15 protein-coding genes are annotated in these 20,352 nt (G+C 29.0%); 12 read left to right on the forward strand and 3 right to left on the reverse strand.

Going from position 1 to position 20,352, the window contains the following annotated elements:
* Positions 1-79 precede the first annotated feature (79 nt).
* The 10 genes from H9661_RS10920 (at position 80) to H9661_RS10965 (ending at position 12,547) form a co-directional block, all read left to right on the forward strand.
* The gene (locus tag H9661_RS10920) at positions 80-1,096 is read left to right on the forward strand and encodes a zinc-dependent alcohol dehydrogenase (protein WP_143317660.1); all 1,017 of its coding nucleotides are present in this window, start codon (positions 80-82) and stop codon (positions 1,094-1,096) included.
* Positions 1,097-1,130: 34 nt separating this feature from the next.
* Entirely contained in the window at positions 1,131-3,077 is a 1,947-nt protein-coding gene (locus H9661_RS10925) for an alpha-amylase family protein (protein ID WP_207729672.1), read from the forward strand.
* Positions 3,078-3,081: 4 nt separating this feature from the next.
* Positions 3,082-4,230 (forward strand): sugar ABC transporter substrate-binding protein, encoded by a 1,149-nt coding sequence (locus tag H9661_RS10930; RefSeq protein ID WP_143317661.1) that lies wholly within the window; start codon positions 3,082-3,084, stop codon positions 4,228-4,230.
* A gap of 43 nt (positions 4,231-4,273) precedes the next feature.
* Positions 4,274-4,927, forward strand: coding sequence for a dihydrofolate reductase family protein (locus H9661_RS10935; protein WP_143317662.1), 654 nt, complete (start codon positions 4,274-4,276; stop codon positions 4,925-4,927).
* 61 nt (positions 4,928-4,988) lie between these two features.
* A complete protein-coding gene (locus tag H9661_RS10940) occupies positions 4,989-5,648 on the forward strand; it encodes an HAD family hydrolase (protein WP_191768776.1) in 660 nt (219 codons plus the stop codon).
* Between the two features lie 44 nt (positions 5,649-5,692).
* Complete coding sequence (gene purF, locus H9661_RS10945; RefSeq protein ID WP_143317664.1) at positions 5,693-7,117, forward strand: amidophosphoribosyltransferase; 1,425 nt, start codon at positions 5,693-5,695, stop codon at positions 7,115-7,117.
* A gap of 86 nt (positions 7,118-7,203) precedes the next feature.
* Positions 7,204-8,583 (forward strand): MATE family efflux transporter, encoded by a 1,380-nt coding sequence (locus H9661_RS10950; RefSeq protein ID WP_143317665.1) that lies wholly within the window; start codon positions 7,204-7,206, stop codon positions 8,581-8,583.
* Between the two features lie 115 nt (positions 8,584-8,698).
* The gene (locus H9661_RS10955; RefSeq protein WP_185966847.1) at positions 8,699-9,922 is read left to right on the forward strand and encodes an MFS transporter; all 1,224 of its coding nucleotides are present in this window, start codon (positions 8,699-8,701) and stop codon (positions 9,920-9,922) included.
* Positions 9,923-9,955: 33 nt separating this feature from the next.
* Positions 9,956-11,635, forward strand: a complete 1,680-nt coding sequence (locus tag H9661_RS10960) for a M3 family oligoendopeptidase (RefSeq protein ID WP_143317666.1) — start codon at positions 9,956-9,958, stop codon at positions 11,633-11,635.
* A gap of 258 nt (positions 11,636-11,893) precedes the next feature.
* A complete protein-coding gene (locus H9661_RS10965; RefSeq protein WP_191768778.1) occupies positions 11,894-12,547 on the forward strand; it encodes a YczE/YyaS/YitT family protein in 654 nt (217 codons plus the stop codon).
* A 229-nt stretch (positions 12,548-12,776) separates the two neighbouring features.
* On the opposite strand, the gene H9661_RS10970 is transcribed toward H9661_RS10965, so the two are convergent.
* Positions 12,777-14,171: a peptide MFS transporter gene (locus tag H9661_RS10970; protein WP_143317668.1), complete on the reverse strand. Its 1,395-nt coding sequence runs from the start codon at positions 14,169-14,171 to the stop codon at positions 12,777-12,779.
* Between the two features lie 330 nt (positions 14,172-14,501).
* Between H9661_RS10970 and H9661_RS10975 the strand changes: the two genes are divergently transcribed.
* Positions 14,502-15,734, forward strand: coding sequence for an MDR family MFS transporter (locus H9661_RS10975; protein WP_191768781.1), 1,233 nt, complete (start codon positions 14,502-14,504; stop codon positions 15,732-15,734).
* Positions 15,735-15,806: 72 nt separating this feature from the next.
* On the opposite strand, the gene H9661_RS10980 is transcribed toward H9661_RS10975, so the two are convergent.
* Both H9661_RS10980 and H9661_RS10985 read right to left on the reverse strand, forming a co-directional pair.
* Positions 15,807-16,778 (reverse strand): glycoside hydrolase family 73 protein, encoded by a 972-nt coding sequence (locus H9661_RS10980; RefSeq protein WP_143317670.1) that lies wholly within the window; start codon positions 16,776-16,778, stop codon positions 15,807-15,809.
* A gap of 277 nt (positions 16,779-17,055) precedes the next feature.
* Positions 17,056-18,606 (reverse strand): nitrite/sulfite reductase, encoded by a 1,551-nt coding sequence (locus H9661_RS10985; RefSeq protein WP_191768783.1) that lies wholly within the window; start codon positions 18,604-18,606, stop codon positions 17,056-17,058.
* Between the two features lie 320 nt (positions 18,607-18,926).
* On the opposite strand from H9661_RS10985, the gene H9661_RS10990 reads away from it, so the two are divergent.
* Complete coding sequence (locus tag H9661_RS10990) at positions 18,927-20,345, forward strand: TldD/PmbA family protein (protein WP_143317672.1); 1,419 nt, start codon at positions 18,927-18,929, stop codon at positions 20,343-20,345.
* Positions 20,346-20,352 lie beyond the last annotated feature (7 nt).

Below are 20,352 nucleotides of genomic sequence, written 5' to 3' on the forward strand. Positions count from 1 at the left end.
TAAAAAATAGAAAACTATAATAATTTATTTGGCTAGAATTTCTTACTTGTATTAATAAGTTTTGAAGTGGAGGATAAAAATGAAAGGATTAGTTTTTGACAAAAATCGAGAAATTATAGTAAAGGATAGGAATGAACCACAAATATGTTCTGAATGTGAAGTGAAAATTGAAATAAAATATTCAGGAATATGTGGTACGGATTTACAAGTGTTAAAAGGAAATTTAAACTGTATACCGGATATTATTCGAGGTCATGAAGCAGTAGGTGTAGTAAAAGAAGTTGGTTCTAAGGTAAAAACTGTGAAAGTTAATGATAGGGTAGTTATAGATCCTAATCAATATTGTGGTAAATGCTTTTATTGTAGAAATGGTGAAAGTAATTTTTGTATAGGTGATGATGGCAGATTGGCTGTTGCTGGAATGACTAAAGATGGATTATTTGCAAAATACTTTGTTTGTGATGAAACTTTTGTCTATAAAATACCAGATGATTTAAGTTATGAAGCAGCGGTATTAGTTGAGCCGTTAGCTTGTGTATTGCATAATATTAAAGCTGCAAACATACAACCAGAGGATGCTGTACTTATAATAGGGGCTGGACCAATGGGAGCACTTTCCCAAATAGTTTGCGAAAAGATAGCAAGATTAACAGTAAGCATTGAAAAAAATGATTTTAGAAAAAAACTTTCTGAAGAAATAGTTCATTATGCATATTATCCAGGGGAATTAACAGAAGAGAAATTAAGAAAAATAAATATGAATAGAAAATTTGATGTAATCATTGATGCTGTAGGAAATCAAATGAATATATGCGAAGCTATGATAGAAAGAGGAGGAAGAATTGTTATTCTAGGAATTGATTCTACTTATAACTTCAAGTTTAATCCTGCTAATTATCAAGATAAGGCAATAAAAATAATAGGAGCTGGTGAATATAATTTATTGTTTCCAAAGGCTATAAAATGTGCAACTATGTTAGATGGTTTAGAGAAATTGGTGACCAAAATATGTCCTATAGATGAAGGAAAAGAAGCTTTTGATGAGTTATTATCTGGAGAAATGGAAACCATGAAAACAGTTTTTAAATTTGAATAAAAGAAATTAAAATTGTATATAGAGAGTGATTAATATGATAGAAGTAAGTAATTTAAATAAAATAGAAAAATTTATAGAAAGACAAAAGGAAAAGAAAAAATATTTAATATGGATGCCCAAAGTTTGGAATACTATATGTTTTGAGAATATAGTATCAGCAAAGGAAAATGAGATTGAAGTAGATGCATATGAATATATTTTTAAGTTAATAAAATTCTTAAAATCAACAAACTATGAAATGCCAAAAAGTAATGATTTTGATAATAGTTCAATATATTGTTCTTTAGTTAGATATTCAACTGCTTGGGACTATAACCATGACGGTAAATTAGAAATGGGAACGTTTCTAAAATTAATTATATTATTACCTATGCTAAAAAATATAGGAATAGATATTTTATATTTATTACCTATAACAGAATATAGTGAATTATATAAAAAAGGAGATATAGGAGGCCCTTTTGTAGTAAAAAATTATTTTAAATTAGATGAGAATTTACATGATGAATTGTTAGATGAGATAGATGATTTCTCGTTAAACAATGAATTTGCTACATTAGTTGAAGCCTGTCATCTTTTAGGAATAAGAGTAGTGATAGATTTTGTGCCAAGAGTTACGGCGCGGGATAGTGACATAATAAAGGAGCATCCAGATTGGGTATATTGGATTAAAAAAGAATATGAAGATGGTTTTCAAACTCCAAAGATACCTGAACTAGGATTTTTTGAAGAATGTACATATGATAACTTAGAAATAATATATAAGTCTAAAGAGACAAAACAGCATTTAAGAAAGTTTTCTCAGTCACCAGATATATTAAATCCAAGTTTATGGAAAAAGTTAAAGGAGAGGTCAGAAGAAACGGGGGAAAATTTGTTGTTATTAGTTGAAAAAGAAATGAAAATAACAACTCCACCTGCACATTCAGATTGGGTTAATGATGTACAACCTATTTGGACAGATATTACTTTTTTGAAGATATTTATGGATGTGTACCCTGAAGTTCAAAATTATTTGAATAATGATCAAGCGCCTTATGTTATGTTTGACACAATAAAGGCTAATAAATTTCAAGGAAGAGAACCTAATTATGGATTGTGGCAGCATTTTGAGGATGTTTTGAGGTACTACATTAGAGAATATGACATAGACGGAATAAGAGTAGATATAGGACATACTTTACCACAAAGGTTATTAAATCATTTATTCGATGTTGTGAAAGAATTAAAATCAAATTCAATATTTATGAGTGAAGATTTATTTAATAAAAATCATGAATCAGCCTATGAAAGCGGTTATAACATAATGCTAGGAAGTGAATGGCTAGAAATGTCTAGAATAAATAAAGAGAACTTGACCAATTTTTTGGCAGAGCTACAAGGGTTAAAGATTAGTATTTTTGGTTGTGCTGAAACTGCTGATACTCCTAGAATAACAACTAGAGACGGTGGAATTCAACTAGCTCGTTCAATTGCGGTGTTTAATAGATTCTTACCTAATGCAGTTCCTTTTATAACAACAGGTGGAGAAGTAAATGAAGATGAACCTATAAATTGTGGACTTGCAGATAATACAAATGGAGCTGAAATACCTAGAGCGTTTTTTAACAAAATGAAGATAAAATGGACTAACAAAAATGCTCAGTCAATGATTGATTTATTAAAGAATTTGAAAAAGTGTAAAAGTAAATATTTAAATATGTTAAATACTAAACATTTTGAAATTTTAGATTCTCCAAATGAAGTAATTATATATGCTTACAAATTTAAGGGGAGAGCTTTAGTATTAGTGTTTAACTTAAATATGAATGAAGAAAAAGAGATAAATATAAATAAAGCAATTAATTTTACAACAAATCCTATAATTGTTATAAATAGCGTGGAAAATGATGAAAGGAAAATATTAAATAAAGAAACTGATAAGCTTAAAAATGGACAAGCTATTGTTTTAGTTTCTGATTATTTAATAAGTAAGGAATAAAGTGATGAGCGTAGAAAATAAGAAAAAAATAGTAATATGGCACGAATACGATGGAAAAGCAGATACGATATTAGGCTTTCTCGAAGAGATAGCTAAAGAAATAAGTGAAAAAATAAATGTAGATTTTATATTTAAAATGATGAATATGGTTGAGTATAAAGAAAAGCTTAGTAATATTTATAGAACGCAAAATGGTCCACATATGGCTTTAATCCCATCAGATTTGATAGCATTTGCTGAACGTGGATTATTTTCTGAGGTGCCAGAATCAATATTTGATGGATATGCTGATAAGAAGATATACAAGACAATGAGTTACAAGGGAAAACAATATGGTGTGCCCCTATTAGGTGGAAACAATGCTGTTATTTATTATAACAAGGAAATATTAAAGAATGTTCCAAGAGATTTTCAAGAATTGAGAAAGATGAAGGTTGAATTTCAAAAGAAAGGTATTACTCCAATGGCTGTTGATATGGAAATACCTTTTTGGTTTATACCATTCTTTTCAGCATTTGATGGTTGGCCAATAAAGGATGAAAATTTAAAATTAGATTTTGATGCTTTAAAGAAAACATTTGAGTTTTTAAGAGAGTTAATGCAAGAAGGGATAATTGTACATTATAGTTCCATTGATCCTGTGACTAATACAGATTCTACGAAGTCAATGATAGGCAATTTTATAGATGGGAAAATAGCCTGCATGATGAATGGAGAATGGATATGCGATTACTTAATACGTTCATCCTGCAAAGAAAAATTAGGTGTGTGCTTAATCCCCAATATAAAAGGAAAACAGGCTAAAGTAACTACGTCTACTGCAGGAGTAGTATTCCCTTGTAATTCGTTAGAATCTCAGTATAAGGAACCTATAATGGAATTTGTTAAGTATATGATGAGTGAAGAGTGTCAATTAAGATTATTTAAGGAGATTAATAGAATACCTGTTAACAAGAAGGTTGTTGAAGAAGTTAAGCGAAGTGGATCAGAAGTTATAAAAGGTATTTTAAATCAACTTAATTTTAGTGAGACAATCCCGGTGGATTTAAAAATGAAGAGTATTTGGGATGACATAGAACTTGGAATTAAGATGTTAAAAGATGAATCAAATTCAATTGAGGATATAGTAAAAGTTGTCTTACATGAAAATTAGGGATATGCCTAAAGCAAAATAGCAATAAGGAGGATTTGTGAATATGAAGATAATACTTTTAAGTCAAGTATCAATAGATGGAAAGTTAACACTAGGAGTAGGAACTTCAAGTAAAGATTTATTTAATCTTTTAGATGATAATGATAAAAAATTTATTCATGAGTTTAGAGGGAAAGTCAACGGAATAATGGTGGGAAAAAAGACTATAGATACAGATAACCCATTTTTGACTAATAGATATGAAGAAAATAAAAATCCGGTAAGAATAGTGCCAACAAGTACGATGAATTTAGATTTTTCCTCAAATATTTTTACTGATAATGAGAAAACAATAGTAGTAACAACCGAAATGGGGAAAGATGATAAAAAAGTAGATTTTATAAGAAACTTAGGAAAAGAATGTTTGATTTTTGGAAAAGATAAAGTGGATTTTAAAAGTCTTTTTAATTATTTAGAAAAGGAACTTAATATGAAAAGCATAATGGTAGAAGGTGGAGGATATCTAAACTGGACACTTTTTGAGCAAAACTTAATTGATGAAATAATACTTATGCAATTGCCAGTAGTAATAGGTGGTTATAATAATATTTCACTTGTAGATGGAGAAGGATTTAAGGATTTAGAATCAATTAAGAAATTTAAATTCACAGAATGTAGAACAAGAAAAAATTATAATCTGTTAAAATTTGAAAGATAAATAATAATTATATTTAAAATACATATTAGCATATAAAACTTAAAAACTGAGGAGGTAAAGGATGAATAGACAAGACATTAATGCAGTTATATTTGATATGGATGGAGTTCTTGTTGATAGTGAGCCTATATATTTTGAAATAGAAAGGTATTTATTTTCTCACTTTAATGTAAAAGTATCTAAAGAGCAACATGAAGCCTTTGTTGGCACCAGTATAGAAAATATGTGGGATAAGCTTATAAAGGAAAATAACTTAAAGGAGAGTAAAGAGAGGGTAATAAAATATCATAAAAAATACGTTATAAGCCATATGGAAAGTTTGCCTCAGTTATCATTGACCAAAAATGCAAGAGAGCTTTTAGAAGATTTGAAAGAAAAAGACATAAAAATTGGATTAGCTTCATCATCGCCAAGACAGCTAATAAATATAATTTTAAGTAAATTAGATATAAAAAATTATTTTGAGGTTATAGTTAGTGGGGATGAGGTTGAAAAAAGTAAACCTCATCCAGAAATATTTTTAAAGGCAGCACAGCTTTTAGGCGTAGAATCAAAGAAATGTGTTGTAATAGAAGATTCAGCAAATGGAATAAAGGCCGCAAATAATGCAGGGATGAAGAGTATTGGATTTTTGAATACTCATTCTGGTAAACAAAACTTAGAAAATGCAGATATTATAATAAGGGAATTTCCACAAAAAAGCTTACATCTAGATATTTAAGTTTTTGAATAGTTACTTAAAAAATATGATGAGAAGGTGTAAATATGGATTTAGAAATAGATAATAAGTTTAAGGAAGAATGTGGAGTTTTTGGTGGTATAGATTTTGATAATAAATTAAATTGCAGTAAGTTAACATATTTCGGATTATATGCACTTCAACATAGGGGGCAAGAAAGTTGTGGAATAGCTGTATATTTAAAAGATAGAATAAAATGCCATAAAGATGTAGGTACTGTGAATCAAGTATTTAATGAAGAGATACTTGATGGTTTGAAAGGAAGTTTGGCTATAGGGCATGTTAGATATGCAACAAATGGGCAAAACTCTAATATAAATGCTCAGCCCTTCATAATCTCTAATGGAAAAGAAAAAATAGCAATTGCTCATAATGGTCATCTTTTAAATGCAAAAGATTTAAAAAGTAAATTAGCAAAGTACAAATTAAATTCAACAGTAGATTCAGAAATATTAGGATATATGATATTAAATGAGCTAGAGAAGAATGTATCTATTGAGAATAGCATAATAAGTTTAATGGATGATATAAAAGGAGCATATTCATTGGTGATAATTGTTAAAGACAAACTTATTGGTGTACGAGATCCTTTAGGAATGAGACCTTTATGTATTGGCAAATTAAATAATTCATACTTTATAGCATCAGAAAGTTGTGCTTTAGATGCTATAGGAGCAGAATTTGTAAGAGATATAGAACCAGGTGAAGTAGTTACTATAGATAAGTATGGGATAAAAAGTGAAAAGAAACAAATAGAAGAGCAAAAAAAGCTTTGTATATTTGAATTCATGTATTTTGCAAGAGAGGATAGTAAAATAGATGGTATAAGTGTTTATAAAGCAAGAGAAAACATAGGAAAAGAATTAGCAAAATCATTTAAAATAGATGCGGATTTGGTTGTAGGAGTACCTGATTCAGGTATACCAGCGAGTATAGCATATGCTAAAGAAAGTGGTATACCGTATGGACAAGGCTTTGTAAAAAATAAATATGTAGGTAGGACATTTATAAAATCAACTCAAAGTGAAAGAGTAATGGCTGTTAAAATTAAGTTAAATCCAATACAAGAAAATATAAATGGGAAAAGAATAATACTAATTGATGATTCATTAGTTCGAGGTACAACTTTAAAAGGAATAGTGAAACTACTGAAGGCGTCTGGAGCAAAAGAGGTTCACGTTGTAATTGCAGCTCCGCCTATAAAGTTTTCATGTTTTTATGGGGTAGCAACATCAAATAGAAAAGAGTTAATAGCTTCTAGTAAATCGATAGAAGAAATAAGAAAATATATATCAGCAGACTCGTTGGATTTTATGAGTGTTGAAAGTTTATTAAGGGCTGTAGGTAAACAAAACAATAGCTACGGATTTTGCACAGCGTGTTTTAATGGAGAATATCCTTATGTTGAAGATGAGGAGGTCCAGTTAACCAAAAAAGCTATTAATTTTTAAAATATTAATATTACAGATAATTTTATTATAATTTAAAAAGTAGTAGGTGATTACTACATATGAAAAGTTTGAAGTGGAGAAAAAGTATGATTGAAAAAATTTTTAAAAGAAATCCATATCTTAGAACTATGTTAGCGATAGCTATACCAGTTTCTATTCAAAGTTTATTTCAAGCTTCATTGAGTATTATTGATCAAATAATGGTAGGTGAGCTGGGAGAAAATGCAATTGCGGCTGTTGGATTAGGGTCAAGATTTCCTAATATTTTTATAACGACTTTAAATGCAATTGGTGTCTCAACTTCTATTATGGTAGCTCAATATTGGGGAAAGAAAGACAAAAAAAATATAGCACGTTCATTTGGAGGAAATTTATTTATTGGACTTGCTATAACTATTATATTTTTTATTATTTCATTTATACTTCCAAAACAGGTATTAGGTTGTTATACAAAAGATGCTAATGTAATCGAACTTGGAAGTCAATATTTAAAGACCATTGCTGTTGGATATATACCAATACTTCTAATAACTATGTTTTCATCAGTTTTAAGAAGTACAGAACATGTAAAATTGCCTATGTATGCAGGAGTATTTGGTATTGTAATGAATACTTTATTAAATTATGTTCTTATATTTGGCAACTTTGGTTTTACTCCAATGGGATTACAAGGTACGGCATATGCTACAAATATAACTAGATTTTTAGAAGCTTCAATTCTATTTGTGTGTGTATATGTGAAAAAATATCCTGGAGCGTATAAGTTTAAGGAAATATCTGATTTGTCAGTTAGCTTTATGAAGAAAATTATTGCTATATCTACTCCGATAATAATAAACGAATTTCTATGGGCATTAGGAGAAACAATGTATTCTATTGTATATGGTAGGATGGGAACTAGCGATATTGCAGCTATGACTTTAACATATCCAATACAAAATTTAAGTATTGGTTTACTTTCAGGGGTAAGTGTTGCAGCTGGCATTATGGTAGGAAATAAACTTGGTCAGGATGAAAGGGAAGAGGCATTTAAATATTCAAGAAAGTTTGTTCAGTTAGGCATTGTAAGTTCTGCAGTATTTGGAGTTTTATTAATTTTATTGTCAAAAGTATATGTGGTTATATTTAATATATCTGACGATTTAAAGGAGTGTACGGTAAAGATATTAATTATGTATTCTCTAGTTTTATGGATTAAAGTTTCAAATATGATAATAGGTGGCGGAATTTTAAGGAGTGGTGGTGAAACTAAATATACGCTATTTCTTGATATGTTTGGAACATGGGGAATAGGAGTTCCGATGGGATTTGTTTCGTCAATTATTTTTAAATTTCCTATTGAATGGGTTTATTTAATAATTTCAAGTGAGGAGCTTGTTAGATTTATTATTGGAATGAAAATAATGTATTCAAAGAAATGGATGAATAATCTTACTGAAAGAGACGTTGGTAAATCTATAAGCTGAACAGATAAGAAATTTTTTTGTGTGGTAAAATTAAGTGTTTGGTTAAATTTGTATTATAATATTGTGGTATAGAGTTAAAATGTAGTGCAAGAAAAGGAAAGGAGGGATATGAAGTATGGAAACTAAATTGAAAATTACTGAGAATTATAATCATACAATTTATGCTTCTTTTATAGGTTATATTGTACAAGCAATTATTAATAACTTTGCGCCACTATTATTTTTAACTTTTCAGAAAGAGTATAATGTGTCGTTGGATAAAATTTCTCTACTTATTACCTTTAATTTTGGAGTTCAGTTGATGATTGATTTGCTTTCTGCCAAGTTCATTGACAAAATTGGATATAAGATATCCATTGTGGTTGCACATATATTTGCAGCTGTTGGATTGATTTCACTTTCCATTTTGCCAACAATTCTTTCCAATCCTTTTGGTGGATTAGTGGTAGCAGTTATGCTTTATGCCATTGGAGGTGGATTAACTGAAGTTTTAGTTAGTCCTATTGTGGAAGCCTGTCCTACAAAGAGAAAAGAAGCAGCTATGAGTCTGTTACATTCTTTTTATAGTTGGGGACAAGCTGCTGTTATCTTATTATCTACAGCTTTTTTTGTAGTAATAGGTATATCTAATTGGAGAATTCTTACGATTATATGGGCAATTGTTCCCTTATTAAATGGAATTTATTATGCCATTGTGCCTATTGAGACACTAAACAAAGAAGAAGAAGGTATTAGTATAAGGCAGCTTATGAAGAATCGAGTTTTTTGGCTAATGGTAATGTTAATGATTTGTGCAGGTGCGTGTGAACAAGCTGTCAGTCAGTGGGCATCTGCTTTCGCAGAGGCTGGACTTGGGGTTTCTAAAGCTATAGGGGATCTAGCAGGTCCTTGCGCATTTGCTCTTCTTATGGGAAGTGCAAGAGTATTTTATGCAAAATTTAGTTCGAAAATAGAATTGCAAAAATTTATGATGATAAGTGGTGGATTGTGTTTAATAAGTTATCTTATTACATCACTCTCACCATATAAAGTTATGGGATTAATTGGATGTGCGCTGTGTGGACTTTCTGTGGGAATTATGTGGCCAGGAACATTTAGTATTTCATCTCTTAATATTAAAGGTGGTGGAACAGCTATGTTTGCTTTGCTTGCTTTAGCAGGAGACCTCGGATGTTCTCTAGGGCCAACTTTTGTTGGCTTTATGTCTGAAACTTTGAATAATGATTTAAAGAAAGGAATCTTAGCAGCGATTGTTTTTCCCATTATGCTTATTGGAGGATTATTAATTTTAAAAAACACACAAGAAAAAAATTGTAAAACATTTAAAAATAACCTATAATTATTAAAAATACTATATATTTGGAGGACAAAAATGGAAGATGAAAATTTTAAATTATCAGAACTTCCTTATGAAAGAATCACAATAGAATCTTTTGAAAAAGAAGCTTTGGGAATAATTAATGAATTTAAAGAGGCTAAGAGCGGAGAAGAACAATTCCAAGTTCATAAAAAGTACTATTCCTTATATAAAAAGGTATATACTGCAATAGTTTTAGCAGGACTTAGACATAATGGTGATGTATCAAATAAGTTTTATGAAGAGGAACAGGAATATTATGATGAAGTATCTCCTAAAATTAAAAGCTATCAAGTAAAATATCAAAAATTACTTTTTAACTCTAAATATAGGCCTTTCATGGAAAGTAAGATAGGAGAAGTAACTTTTAAAAATATTGAAATTCAATTAAAAGCTTTTGATGATGTGCTCATTCCACTTAAGCAAGAAGAAAATACTCTTGTATCAAGATATAATAAGTTAATTGCTCAAAGCAAGGTGGAATTTAGAGGTGAAACTCTTAATTTTTCTTTATTAGAAAAATACTTAAAGTCAGATAACAGAAAAACAAGGGTTGAGGCTGCGAAAGTAAAATGTGAGAAATTACTTACAATTCAAGATGAATTAGATGAAATTTATGATAAGCTTGTAGCTAACAGAGATGCACAAGCTAAAGCTATGAATTATGAAAATTATGTTGAACTTGGTTATTATAATATGAAACGTAATTCCTATGATAAAAATGATGTAGCTAATTTTAGAAATCAAGTTAAGAAATATCTTGTTCCATTTGCAACTAAGATGCATGAAGAGAGAAGAAAGCGCATTGGAATAGATAAACTTGATTTTGTTGATGAAGGAGTTTATTTTCTTAATGGAAACCCTGTTCCTGTTGGAACACCTAATGACATTTTTGCAGCAGGTAAAAAAATGTACAGTGAGTTATCTCCTGAAACAAAAGAGTTTTTTGAATTTATGTTAAATCATGAATTATTCGATGTCCTTGGAAGACCTAATAAAGTAACAGGTGGTTATATGGATATGCTTTTATCTTATGGGGCACCAATTATCTTTGCTAATTTTAATGGAACAAGCGGAGATGTAGATGTTATGACTCATGAATGTGGTCATGCATTTCAGGGTTATCTAACAAGAGAGTATGATATCATAGAACATAATGATATAACTATGGAAACAGCGGAAACCCATTCTATGTCCATGGAGTTTTTTACAGGTAAATGGATGGATTTATTCTTTGGAGATAGAGGGAATGACTATAGAAAAATGCAATTAGAAGATGCTATTTCATTTATACCATATGGGTGTATGATAGATGAATTCCAAGAAATTATTTATACAAGACCAGAACTTACTCCTAAGGAACGAAGAAGAGTTTGGAAAGAGTTGGAGAATAATTACAAACCACATTTATCTTATAAAGATGATCCATTTTATAGTGATGGACGTAGATGGCAAGTACAAAAGCATGTATACAACTATCCATTTTACTATATTGACTATTGTATTGCGCAAACATGTGCTCTTCAGTTTAAAATAATAATGGATGAAAATTACAAAGATGCTTGGAATAAGTATTTAGAATTTTCTTTAGAATCAGCTAAAGGTTATTTTCCTAATATGCTTCATAAAGTGGGAATTAAAAGTCCTTTTGAAGATGGTTTTATAAAAGAGCTTGTTGAAAAAATTAAATTATAAAAGTTATTAAAAATGCTATGATGTAGATTTTCATTATAGCATTTTTAAAAGAAATTAATTACATAAATTATATAAAATTTTTAATTTTCTAACTTTAATTTATTAGGAATAAGCTATTGAAATTTTACCTGAATAGTAGTAAACTGGCTATTAATCAAGAATATAATCATTAGTAAGTTTAAAAAAACTAAAGGAACTATAATACAATAATTAGAGATTTTTCTAGTGAAAAATAACTTACATAAGAAAAGAGGAATTATGAAGAAAATATTTGGTTTAATAATCAGGATTACACTTGGATTTTTATTATGCGCATTTGGAACTGTAATGGCTCTTAATTCTAATCTAGGATTAAGTCCATGGGATGTATTTCATCAAGGACTGACAAAGGTAACTAGCCTAACAATGGGACAAGCTAGTATTATAGTTGGAATACTTATAGTATTAATTACTAGAATACTTGGGTTAAAAGTAGGTTTGGGGACAATAGCTAATATGATAGTAATTGGATGTTTCATTGATTTTATAATATATATAAAAATAATACCAGTTTGTAACAATTTGTTTACTGGAATAATTATGATGATAGGAAGTTTATTTGCATCAGCTATAGGCAGCTACTTATATATTGGGTGTGAAATGGGTTGTGGTCCAAGAGATGGACTTATGATTGCATTGGTTAAACTAACAGGTAAATCAGTAAGTATAATAAGGTTTTTTATAGAAATGGGAGCTTTAATCATCGGTTGGTTATTAGGTGGCTTTGTGGGAATTGGAACATTATTTACTGCATTTGGAATAGGATATTGTGTTCAATTTATATATAAGATATTTAAATTTGATATAAAGCTATTAAATCATAGGAATATTAAAGAAGGAATACAATTCTTTAATGAATGTATTACAAATTAATATGAATGTAAGGGTCATAATGAAAATTTCATTATGACATATTTTTTTATGATTTTGTTTAATTAAAGGATAAGAACTAAAATTAAAGTATAAGTTTACTTAAGTTCATGTTGAAATAAATAGGTATGAAACTAGAAGAGATGAGTAATTCTTTATTTAAGATACTACTTAAATGCAATACAAAAAAATAAGCTATATCAAGCAATTGCGATATAGCTTATTTTTTATATTATTCCATCATTTTTGTTAACTTCTTATTTAAAGTTAATAGAATTAAACCTATAACTATTGAAATGACAGCTATTCCTCCGAATATTTCTAAGTGTCCTAAAGTTTCAGTATATGCAGCAACAACTCCTGCTAATTTATTTGCAACAAAGCTGCTTAGTAACCAAATTCCCATTAAGAATGATGCGAATTTTGCTGGAGCTAATGAACTTACCATGGAAAGCCCAACTGGGGATAAACAAAGTTCTCCCATAGTATGAAGATAATAAGCACCTACAAGCCATATCATGTTAGCTTTTATTGCAGTATCAACTACATTTCCACCTCTTTGCATAACAGCTCCTACCATAAGCAAGAACCCTATACCTAGCATAATCATACCTATAGCCATTTTTTGAGGGATACTTAAATCTCCTTTTTCTCTTGAAGCTAGTTTGTACCAAAGCTTTGATACAGGTATTGCAAATAAAACTATAAAGAATGGATTTAGTGATTGGAACCATGAAACCGGTACTTCCCAACCTCCAATATTTCTATTTATATACTCTTGAGTATATATAGTAAGTGAACTTCCGGCTTGTTCAAAGCCTGTCCAGAAGACAACAACAAAAGCTGTTAATATACATATAACTATAGTTCTGTTTCTTTCTTGTTTAGTTAATGGTTTATTTTGTACTTTTTCACCCATATTGTTTTTTTCTTTAGTTACTGGCAATTTTCCTAAGTCACCAAGATATTTGTTTGATAAGGTGTTAAATAAAATTTGTCCAATAACCATACCAATACCAGCAGCTAAGAAACCATATCTGAATCCATAATGAATAATTTCTCCACCTTGTGTTGTAGCCATTATTTTTTCAGCTAAAGTACCACATACAAGAGGAGCTAAAAATGATCCTAAGTTTATCCCCATATAGAAGATTGTGAAAGCAGAATCTTTTCGTTTATCTCCATCTGGATATAGTTGTCCAACTAAAGTTGAAATGTTTGGTTTAAAGAAACCATTACCAATAATAAGTAAAAATAATCCTATGTACAATGCGGTTGTACTTTGATTTGAAAATAAGGTGAATTGTCCCAAAGCCATTATAATTCCACCAATAGTAATAGCTTTTCTATGTCCTATATATCTATCTGATATATAGCCACCTGCTAATGGGGTAAGGTATACAAGAGCTGCAAAAGAGCTATAAATACTCATAGCTGAAACTTTGTCTACCCCAAGACCACCTTTGACGAATTCCGTAGTTAAATACATTATAAGTAATGCTCTCATACCGTAATAACTAAATCTTTCCCACATCTCAGTAAAAAATAACATATATAATCCTGGTGGGTGCTTCATTTTTTTTGAAACTTCATTTCTAATATCATCATTTTTTTGTCTAAGTTCCATAATAACCCTCATTTCTATTATTTACACAATATTATGATTTTAGCAATTAATTTTACATTTTGCAACAAGGAAAGTTTGATAAATTGTTATTTATTATAGAGAAAAATTAAAAAAATATGAAAATGAATATAAAATTTTTTGAAAAATAACATGATTTTTTAGGATTGATTTTACTGATTTGTAAAGGAAGAGAATTTATAAATTTTCTTAAACAACGAATATTTATACAAGTAATATATTAATTAAGAAGGGGAAAAATTATTAATTAGGAATATTTTGATTTAAGTGGTACAGTGAGGTAAAATTTATTATGAACAGGGGGTTTTACAAATGAAAGAGTATATTAACAATTACAAAGGGTTGCCTAAAGAGATGTATATTTTATGTTTTGCTAATCTTATTAACAGGCTTGGGGATTTTGTTGTACCATTCCTTGCATTATATCTTACTCAAAAAATAGGTATGACGGCTACAGCTTCTGGAATTATAGTTACTTTATCGTCAGTTATAGGTATACCTGCATCTATTATTGGTGGAAAAGTATTAGATGTGTTTGGAAGAAAAAAGATATACATACTATCTCAAAGTACATCAGCATTAGCTTTAATACCTTGTGCTTTTACTAAAAACGTATCAATAACAGTGGTGTGTCTATTAGTAAGCACGTTTTTTAATGGATTTATACGTCCTGCCTTTAAGTCAATGGCTACTGATATACTGCGTAAAGAACAAAGGCAAGCAGGTTTTTCACTTCAATATCTTTCAATAAATTTAGGGGTTTCTATAGGACCTATTATGGCAGGATTTTTATTTAATAATTTCTTACCTATGCTATTTATTGGAGATGCAATGACATCATTAATAGCGGTATTTTTAATATGGAGAAATGTAGAAGAAACTTATTCAAGAAGCAAGAAAGTTGTAGTAGAAAATAAGGCGGAAAAAGCCGAGAAAGGAAATACGTTTCAGATGCTTTGGAAAAGACCTCATTTATTAATGTTTTTAATTTTAAGTGCAATGTATAGTTATATTTATAGCCATTTCAAATTTGCATTACCTATAACATTAAATGATCAGTTTAATGAAAATGGTGCTAAGTATTTTGGATATCTAATGAGCATAAATGCATTAACGGTAATATTATTAACTGTATTTGTAACTGCTTTAACTAAAAAGAATCACCAGTTAACAAACATGGTTTTTGCAGGAATTGCATATGCGATAGGTTTTGGAATGATGTCCTACATTAGTGGTTTTGCGTTATTTATTTTATCAACAACAATATGGACTATTGGGGAGATATTAAGTTCTATAAGTTCAGGTGTGTATTTAGCCAATAATAGTCCAAGTAATTATAGAGCTAGACTAAATGCTATTTCAAATATAGGGTGGTTTTTAGGTTCAGCATTAAGCACTTCATTATCGGGAGCGTATATTGAAAACTATGGAAGTAAAACTATATGGACATTAATATTTATTCTATCACTAGTATCAGCTTCACTAATGTATGCCTTAAAAATATTTAGTAATAAGAAAAGTAAAGAGGAAGTTATTGCTGCGTAAAGTAATAAGTATTTTTTTATTAGGAAAAGGTAATATTTGCTTTTAGTCCATGGTGCAAAGAACAGCAGAATTTTAGCTTTGACTTTGCACCTTGCTATCAATAAGCTGTAAATTATTTTCTTTTATTATGTCTATTAATAAATCGGCATAAATGTTATTTCCTGTTTCATCTTGCTTTGTGCTATATCCAGCATTCTCCATAGACTGAGCTTGGTCAATATACTGTGAAGAATTGAAAACACCATTTTCTTTATAACGCTTATTATTTAAAATAAATTTACCATAATCATCTAAAGATTCTGATTTAGTTGAATAACTTCTAAAATTGTCTTTTATAACAGAATTATAATATTCTGATGTAGTCATGGTTACTTTTTTTCCCTTCCAACTATTATCGGCTTTTATACCAAAAAGATTATTTGCTTGGACACTAAGATCAGATTTTCCCCAATTAGATTCTAAAATAGCCTGAGATATTGTAATTGAAGGAAGGATTCCGTAGTTATTATATAATTCAATTGCTTTTGGAGAAAGTTCATCAATAAACTTTCTACTGGAAGAATCTTTTCTTAAGTTATTTGGAACTAAACCGATTGAATCCAACTGTTCTACATATTTATAAGCTTTTTCTTTTTCAGAATCAGTAAAAGATAATTTCTTAAGTCCGTCTTCCAAATTTAGAAGTTTATATTTATTTTCTTTGGAGGTATTTTCTAAGAAAGTTTGTCCCAATTCTTGAATGCTGACATCGGTTGATTTGGAAATATCTTTCTTATATCTTACATAATCAATGGCAGCTAAATATTTCCAATTAACTTGAAGTTTTCCTTTGCTTATTTTATCTGCAGAATCTATATAAAGTTTTATTTCTGTATCATTCAATTTGATAGTATCATCTTTATGAAAAATAAGTAATAATATAATTCCAATGCATCCAATCAAGAATAGAAATATTAATCTCTTTAATGTTGTTAGTATTTTTCTTTTAATTCTTTCATACAGTGTAAGTCTTGTTTTGCTTCTATTTTTTCTTTTTCTCTTCATAAATCCCTCATATATTTTAAAAAAAGTTTTTCTTATCATCTATGGAATGAATTAAGCTATATATCTATATTAGCATAAGATTGATTTCATTTAGTAATATTCTATTAAGATTAATATTTTTTTAATCAAAAAACAATTTTCATATAAGATATATAATAGGTAACAATAGAAATAGAACTACTGGTTAAATCCCGGTAGTTCTATTATTATGATGTATTTTTTCAATTTAACTAATTATTTGCTGTTAATAGGTTTGTTGGATTAGGGAAAAAGTTAATTATTTAGCATATTTGGATACTAGTTCAAGTAGTTCTGGTTCATAAGAATTTACATATTCATAGAAATTAATATTTCTATTTTCAATAAGTAATGCTAGTTCATATAGAAAATGTGGTATTTCTCTTGCTAGTATATCACCAAATATTTTTCCAAGTTTTGCATTGTTATTTCCAAATGATCCATTTATGTGAAGTTCAAAGACATCTTCTATAGTATCATCAACTTTTTTACGTTTTCCTGTGAAACCAATATCAACTATTTCATGAACACCACATGAATTTCCACAGCCAGATATATGGATTTTTGGAAGTATATCTTTTGTATATCCTTTTTCTTTGAAGAAATTAATTATTTCATTTAAAGTTTTTTGACTTTGCAAAATTCCTACTTGACATATTGGAACGCCAATACAAGATACACTTTGTTCAAGAGAAGTTTCTCCACCAAGTCCTTGAGTCAGCAAAAGTAGTTTCTTAGCTTCTTCGCCATTTAAATTTCTAAAATAAATGCCTTCAGTCATTGTAAGTCTTATATCTAAATCTTCTACTGATTTTAATGAATCTAATAGTTTTCTTAAATCTTTAATATATATTTGACCGCCAATTGGATGGAAATATACACTGTATAATCCATCTTGTTTTTGTTCATATAATCTTGGATGTTTAATATCTATTTTCTTTCCTTCTTTTAGATATTCTTTTGAGTTTACTATTAAATCTAAATTTTCTTTACTCATAACTTCTTCTAAATGTTTTTTATAGGTTTGAATAAATGTATCTTTGCCCATTCTTTCTAGTATGTATCTTATACGAGCTTTACCTCTATTTTGATAATCACCTTCAGCTATAAACATATTAGTCATAGCTTCTATATGGTAAAGAACCTTGCTTGGTTCAATAAGTTCATCATATTCAATAGCAGTTTTAGGATTTCGACCAAGGCCACCAGCCATAAAAACTTTAAAATATTCTTTGTTATCTTGTTTGGTAGCTAGAAACCCTAAATCAGTAACGGTACAGTGTCCAAAATCTGCATCACTACTTGAAAAAGATACCTTAAGTTTTCTTGGTAATTTATATGATGTTATTTTGTTTAAAAAGTGATTATTTACAGCTAAAGCATATTGAGTAACATCAAAAGCTTCTAATCTATCAACTCCAGAAAGTGGAGATAGAGCTACATTTCTTGGATAATTTCCACCACTTCCTCTAGAATATATTCCATTTTCTATTCCATCTTTCATTATCCCACATATGTCGTCTATTGATAAGTTATGGTATTGGACAGCTTCTCGTGTAGTCAAGTGTATTTTATCTAATTCATATTTTTCAGCTAAATTACATAAAAACTTTAGGTTAGATATATTTGTTATACCAGAAGGTATTCTAAGTCTTATCATAAATTCTTTTTTGCTACGTTCAGAATATACTCCCATTCCGCCAGAAACTTTTTTAAAATTTGCAACGGAAACTTCTCCTTGTAAAAATTTATGACCTATTTCTCTAAAGTTTTCTATTTCATTTAACAACTCTTCATTTAAATTATTCAAAATTATTCCTCCTTACGTAAAGCAAAGTTACTTTTATCACATTATATCACAAGCTTATAAGTTTAGTATGTGATAAAAAATACAAATTTAATGAAATTTACGGTGAAATTGTAATATTAATCCTAGAACTAATTAAAAAAGAGTGAGTTTTTGCTGAAAAGTTTTAGCCTACTTTCTATTTTAAAGATTTTTAGAAAAAAACTAATTTATAATTGTTGTTTATTAAAATATTTTATTTATTAATAGAAAAATGTTACAATTTTAATTATAAAAGGATAAGTAAGATAAGTCTGTATATTTAAGATAAATGGAGGTAAGGTATGAGGTTAGAAATAAGTAACTATTTAAAAAAAGTTAAACCGTTATTAAAAGAATTATTAAAAGAATTATTAAAAGAATATGATTATGCATCAATATTAGCAACAGATTCTAAGGGTAAAAAGTATAAAGTAGACAAGAGTAATATAGAGCTAGGTGATGAATATTTCTCTGAAAGAGGTTTTTTAGCTAGAGTATACTGCAGTGAAGGATATTTTGAATATGCTTTTGATGAAATTAGTAAAGAGGAAATTCCTAGTTTGCTTAATAATATAAAAGAGGCTTCAAAACTCAGAAATAATACTAATTTAGATACTATAAAATATGAAAAGAAGGTTGAAGAAAAAATGTTCTTTTCAAAAGGTGTAGATATAAAAATACATCCAGAGAAAGTTAGTGCGGAAAAAATTATTAATGAATTAATAAGTATTAAGGATAATGCACTTAAATATGAAAAAAATCTTTTGGATATTTTTATTATGTATGATTATCTAGTTGTAAATAAGATGTTTATCTCATCAAACAAAGATTTAGAGCAGGCATATATTAATTCCATGGCAGTAGTTATTCCATATATAAATTCTGATAACGGTATTAAGGAGAGATACACTGGTTTTAGTGGCATAAAGGGAGTAGAAATATTGGAAGAAATAAAAGAAGAAGTTGAAGGCGCAATAGATATAGCTAAAGAATTAGTAAAAGCTGAGAAGATGATTTCTGGAGAATACGATGTTGTATGCACTCCTGTTATTACTGGATTAATAGCTCATGAAGCATTTGGACATGGTGTAGAGATGGATATGTTTTTGAAAGATAGGGCAAAATCAAAGGATTATATAGAAAAATATGTAGCATCTCCTCTGGTAACAATGAGAGATGGTGCAGTAGCGGCTCTTGAAAATGGCTCATATTTCTTTGATGATGAAGGGGAAATAGCCAGTGATACTGTAATTATAGAGAAGGGTATATTAAAGTCAGGAATTAATGATATGTTGACAGCTAATGCGTTAAAGGTAAAATCTACAGGTAATGGTAGAAGAGAAAGCTTTCATAGAAAAGCATATACAAGAATGACAAATACATTTATAGAAAGTGGTAAATCTACATTAAATGAAATGATTGCGTCGATAGATTATGGATTTTTAATAGATGAAATGAGAAGTGGTATGGAAGATCCTAAAAATTGGGGTATTCAATGTATGGTTAACATAGCAAGAGAGATAAGAAATGGAAAATTAACTGGGAAAATATATTCGCCAGTTATTATGACAGGATATGTGCCAGATTTGTTAAAGTCTGTTTCAATGGTGTCAAAAGATTTTGAGTTATCAGGTTGTGGACATTGTGGAAAAGGGTATAAGGAATATGTTGTTGTATCTGATGGTGGACCATACATTAAATGTAAATGTAGATTAGGGTAAGGAGGTA

It is taken from the genome of Clostridium cibarium (assembly GCF_014836335.1).
Classification (GTDB): domain Bacteria; phylum Bacillota; class Clostridia; order Clostridiales; family Clostridiaceae; genus Clostridium; species Clostridium cibarium.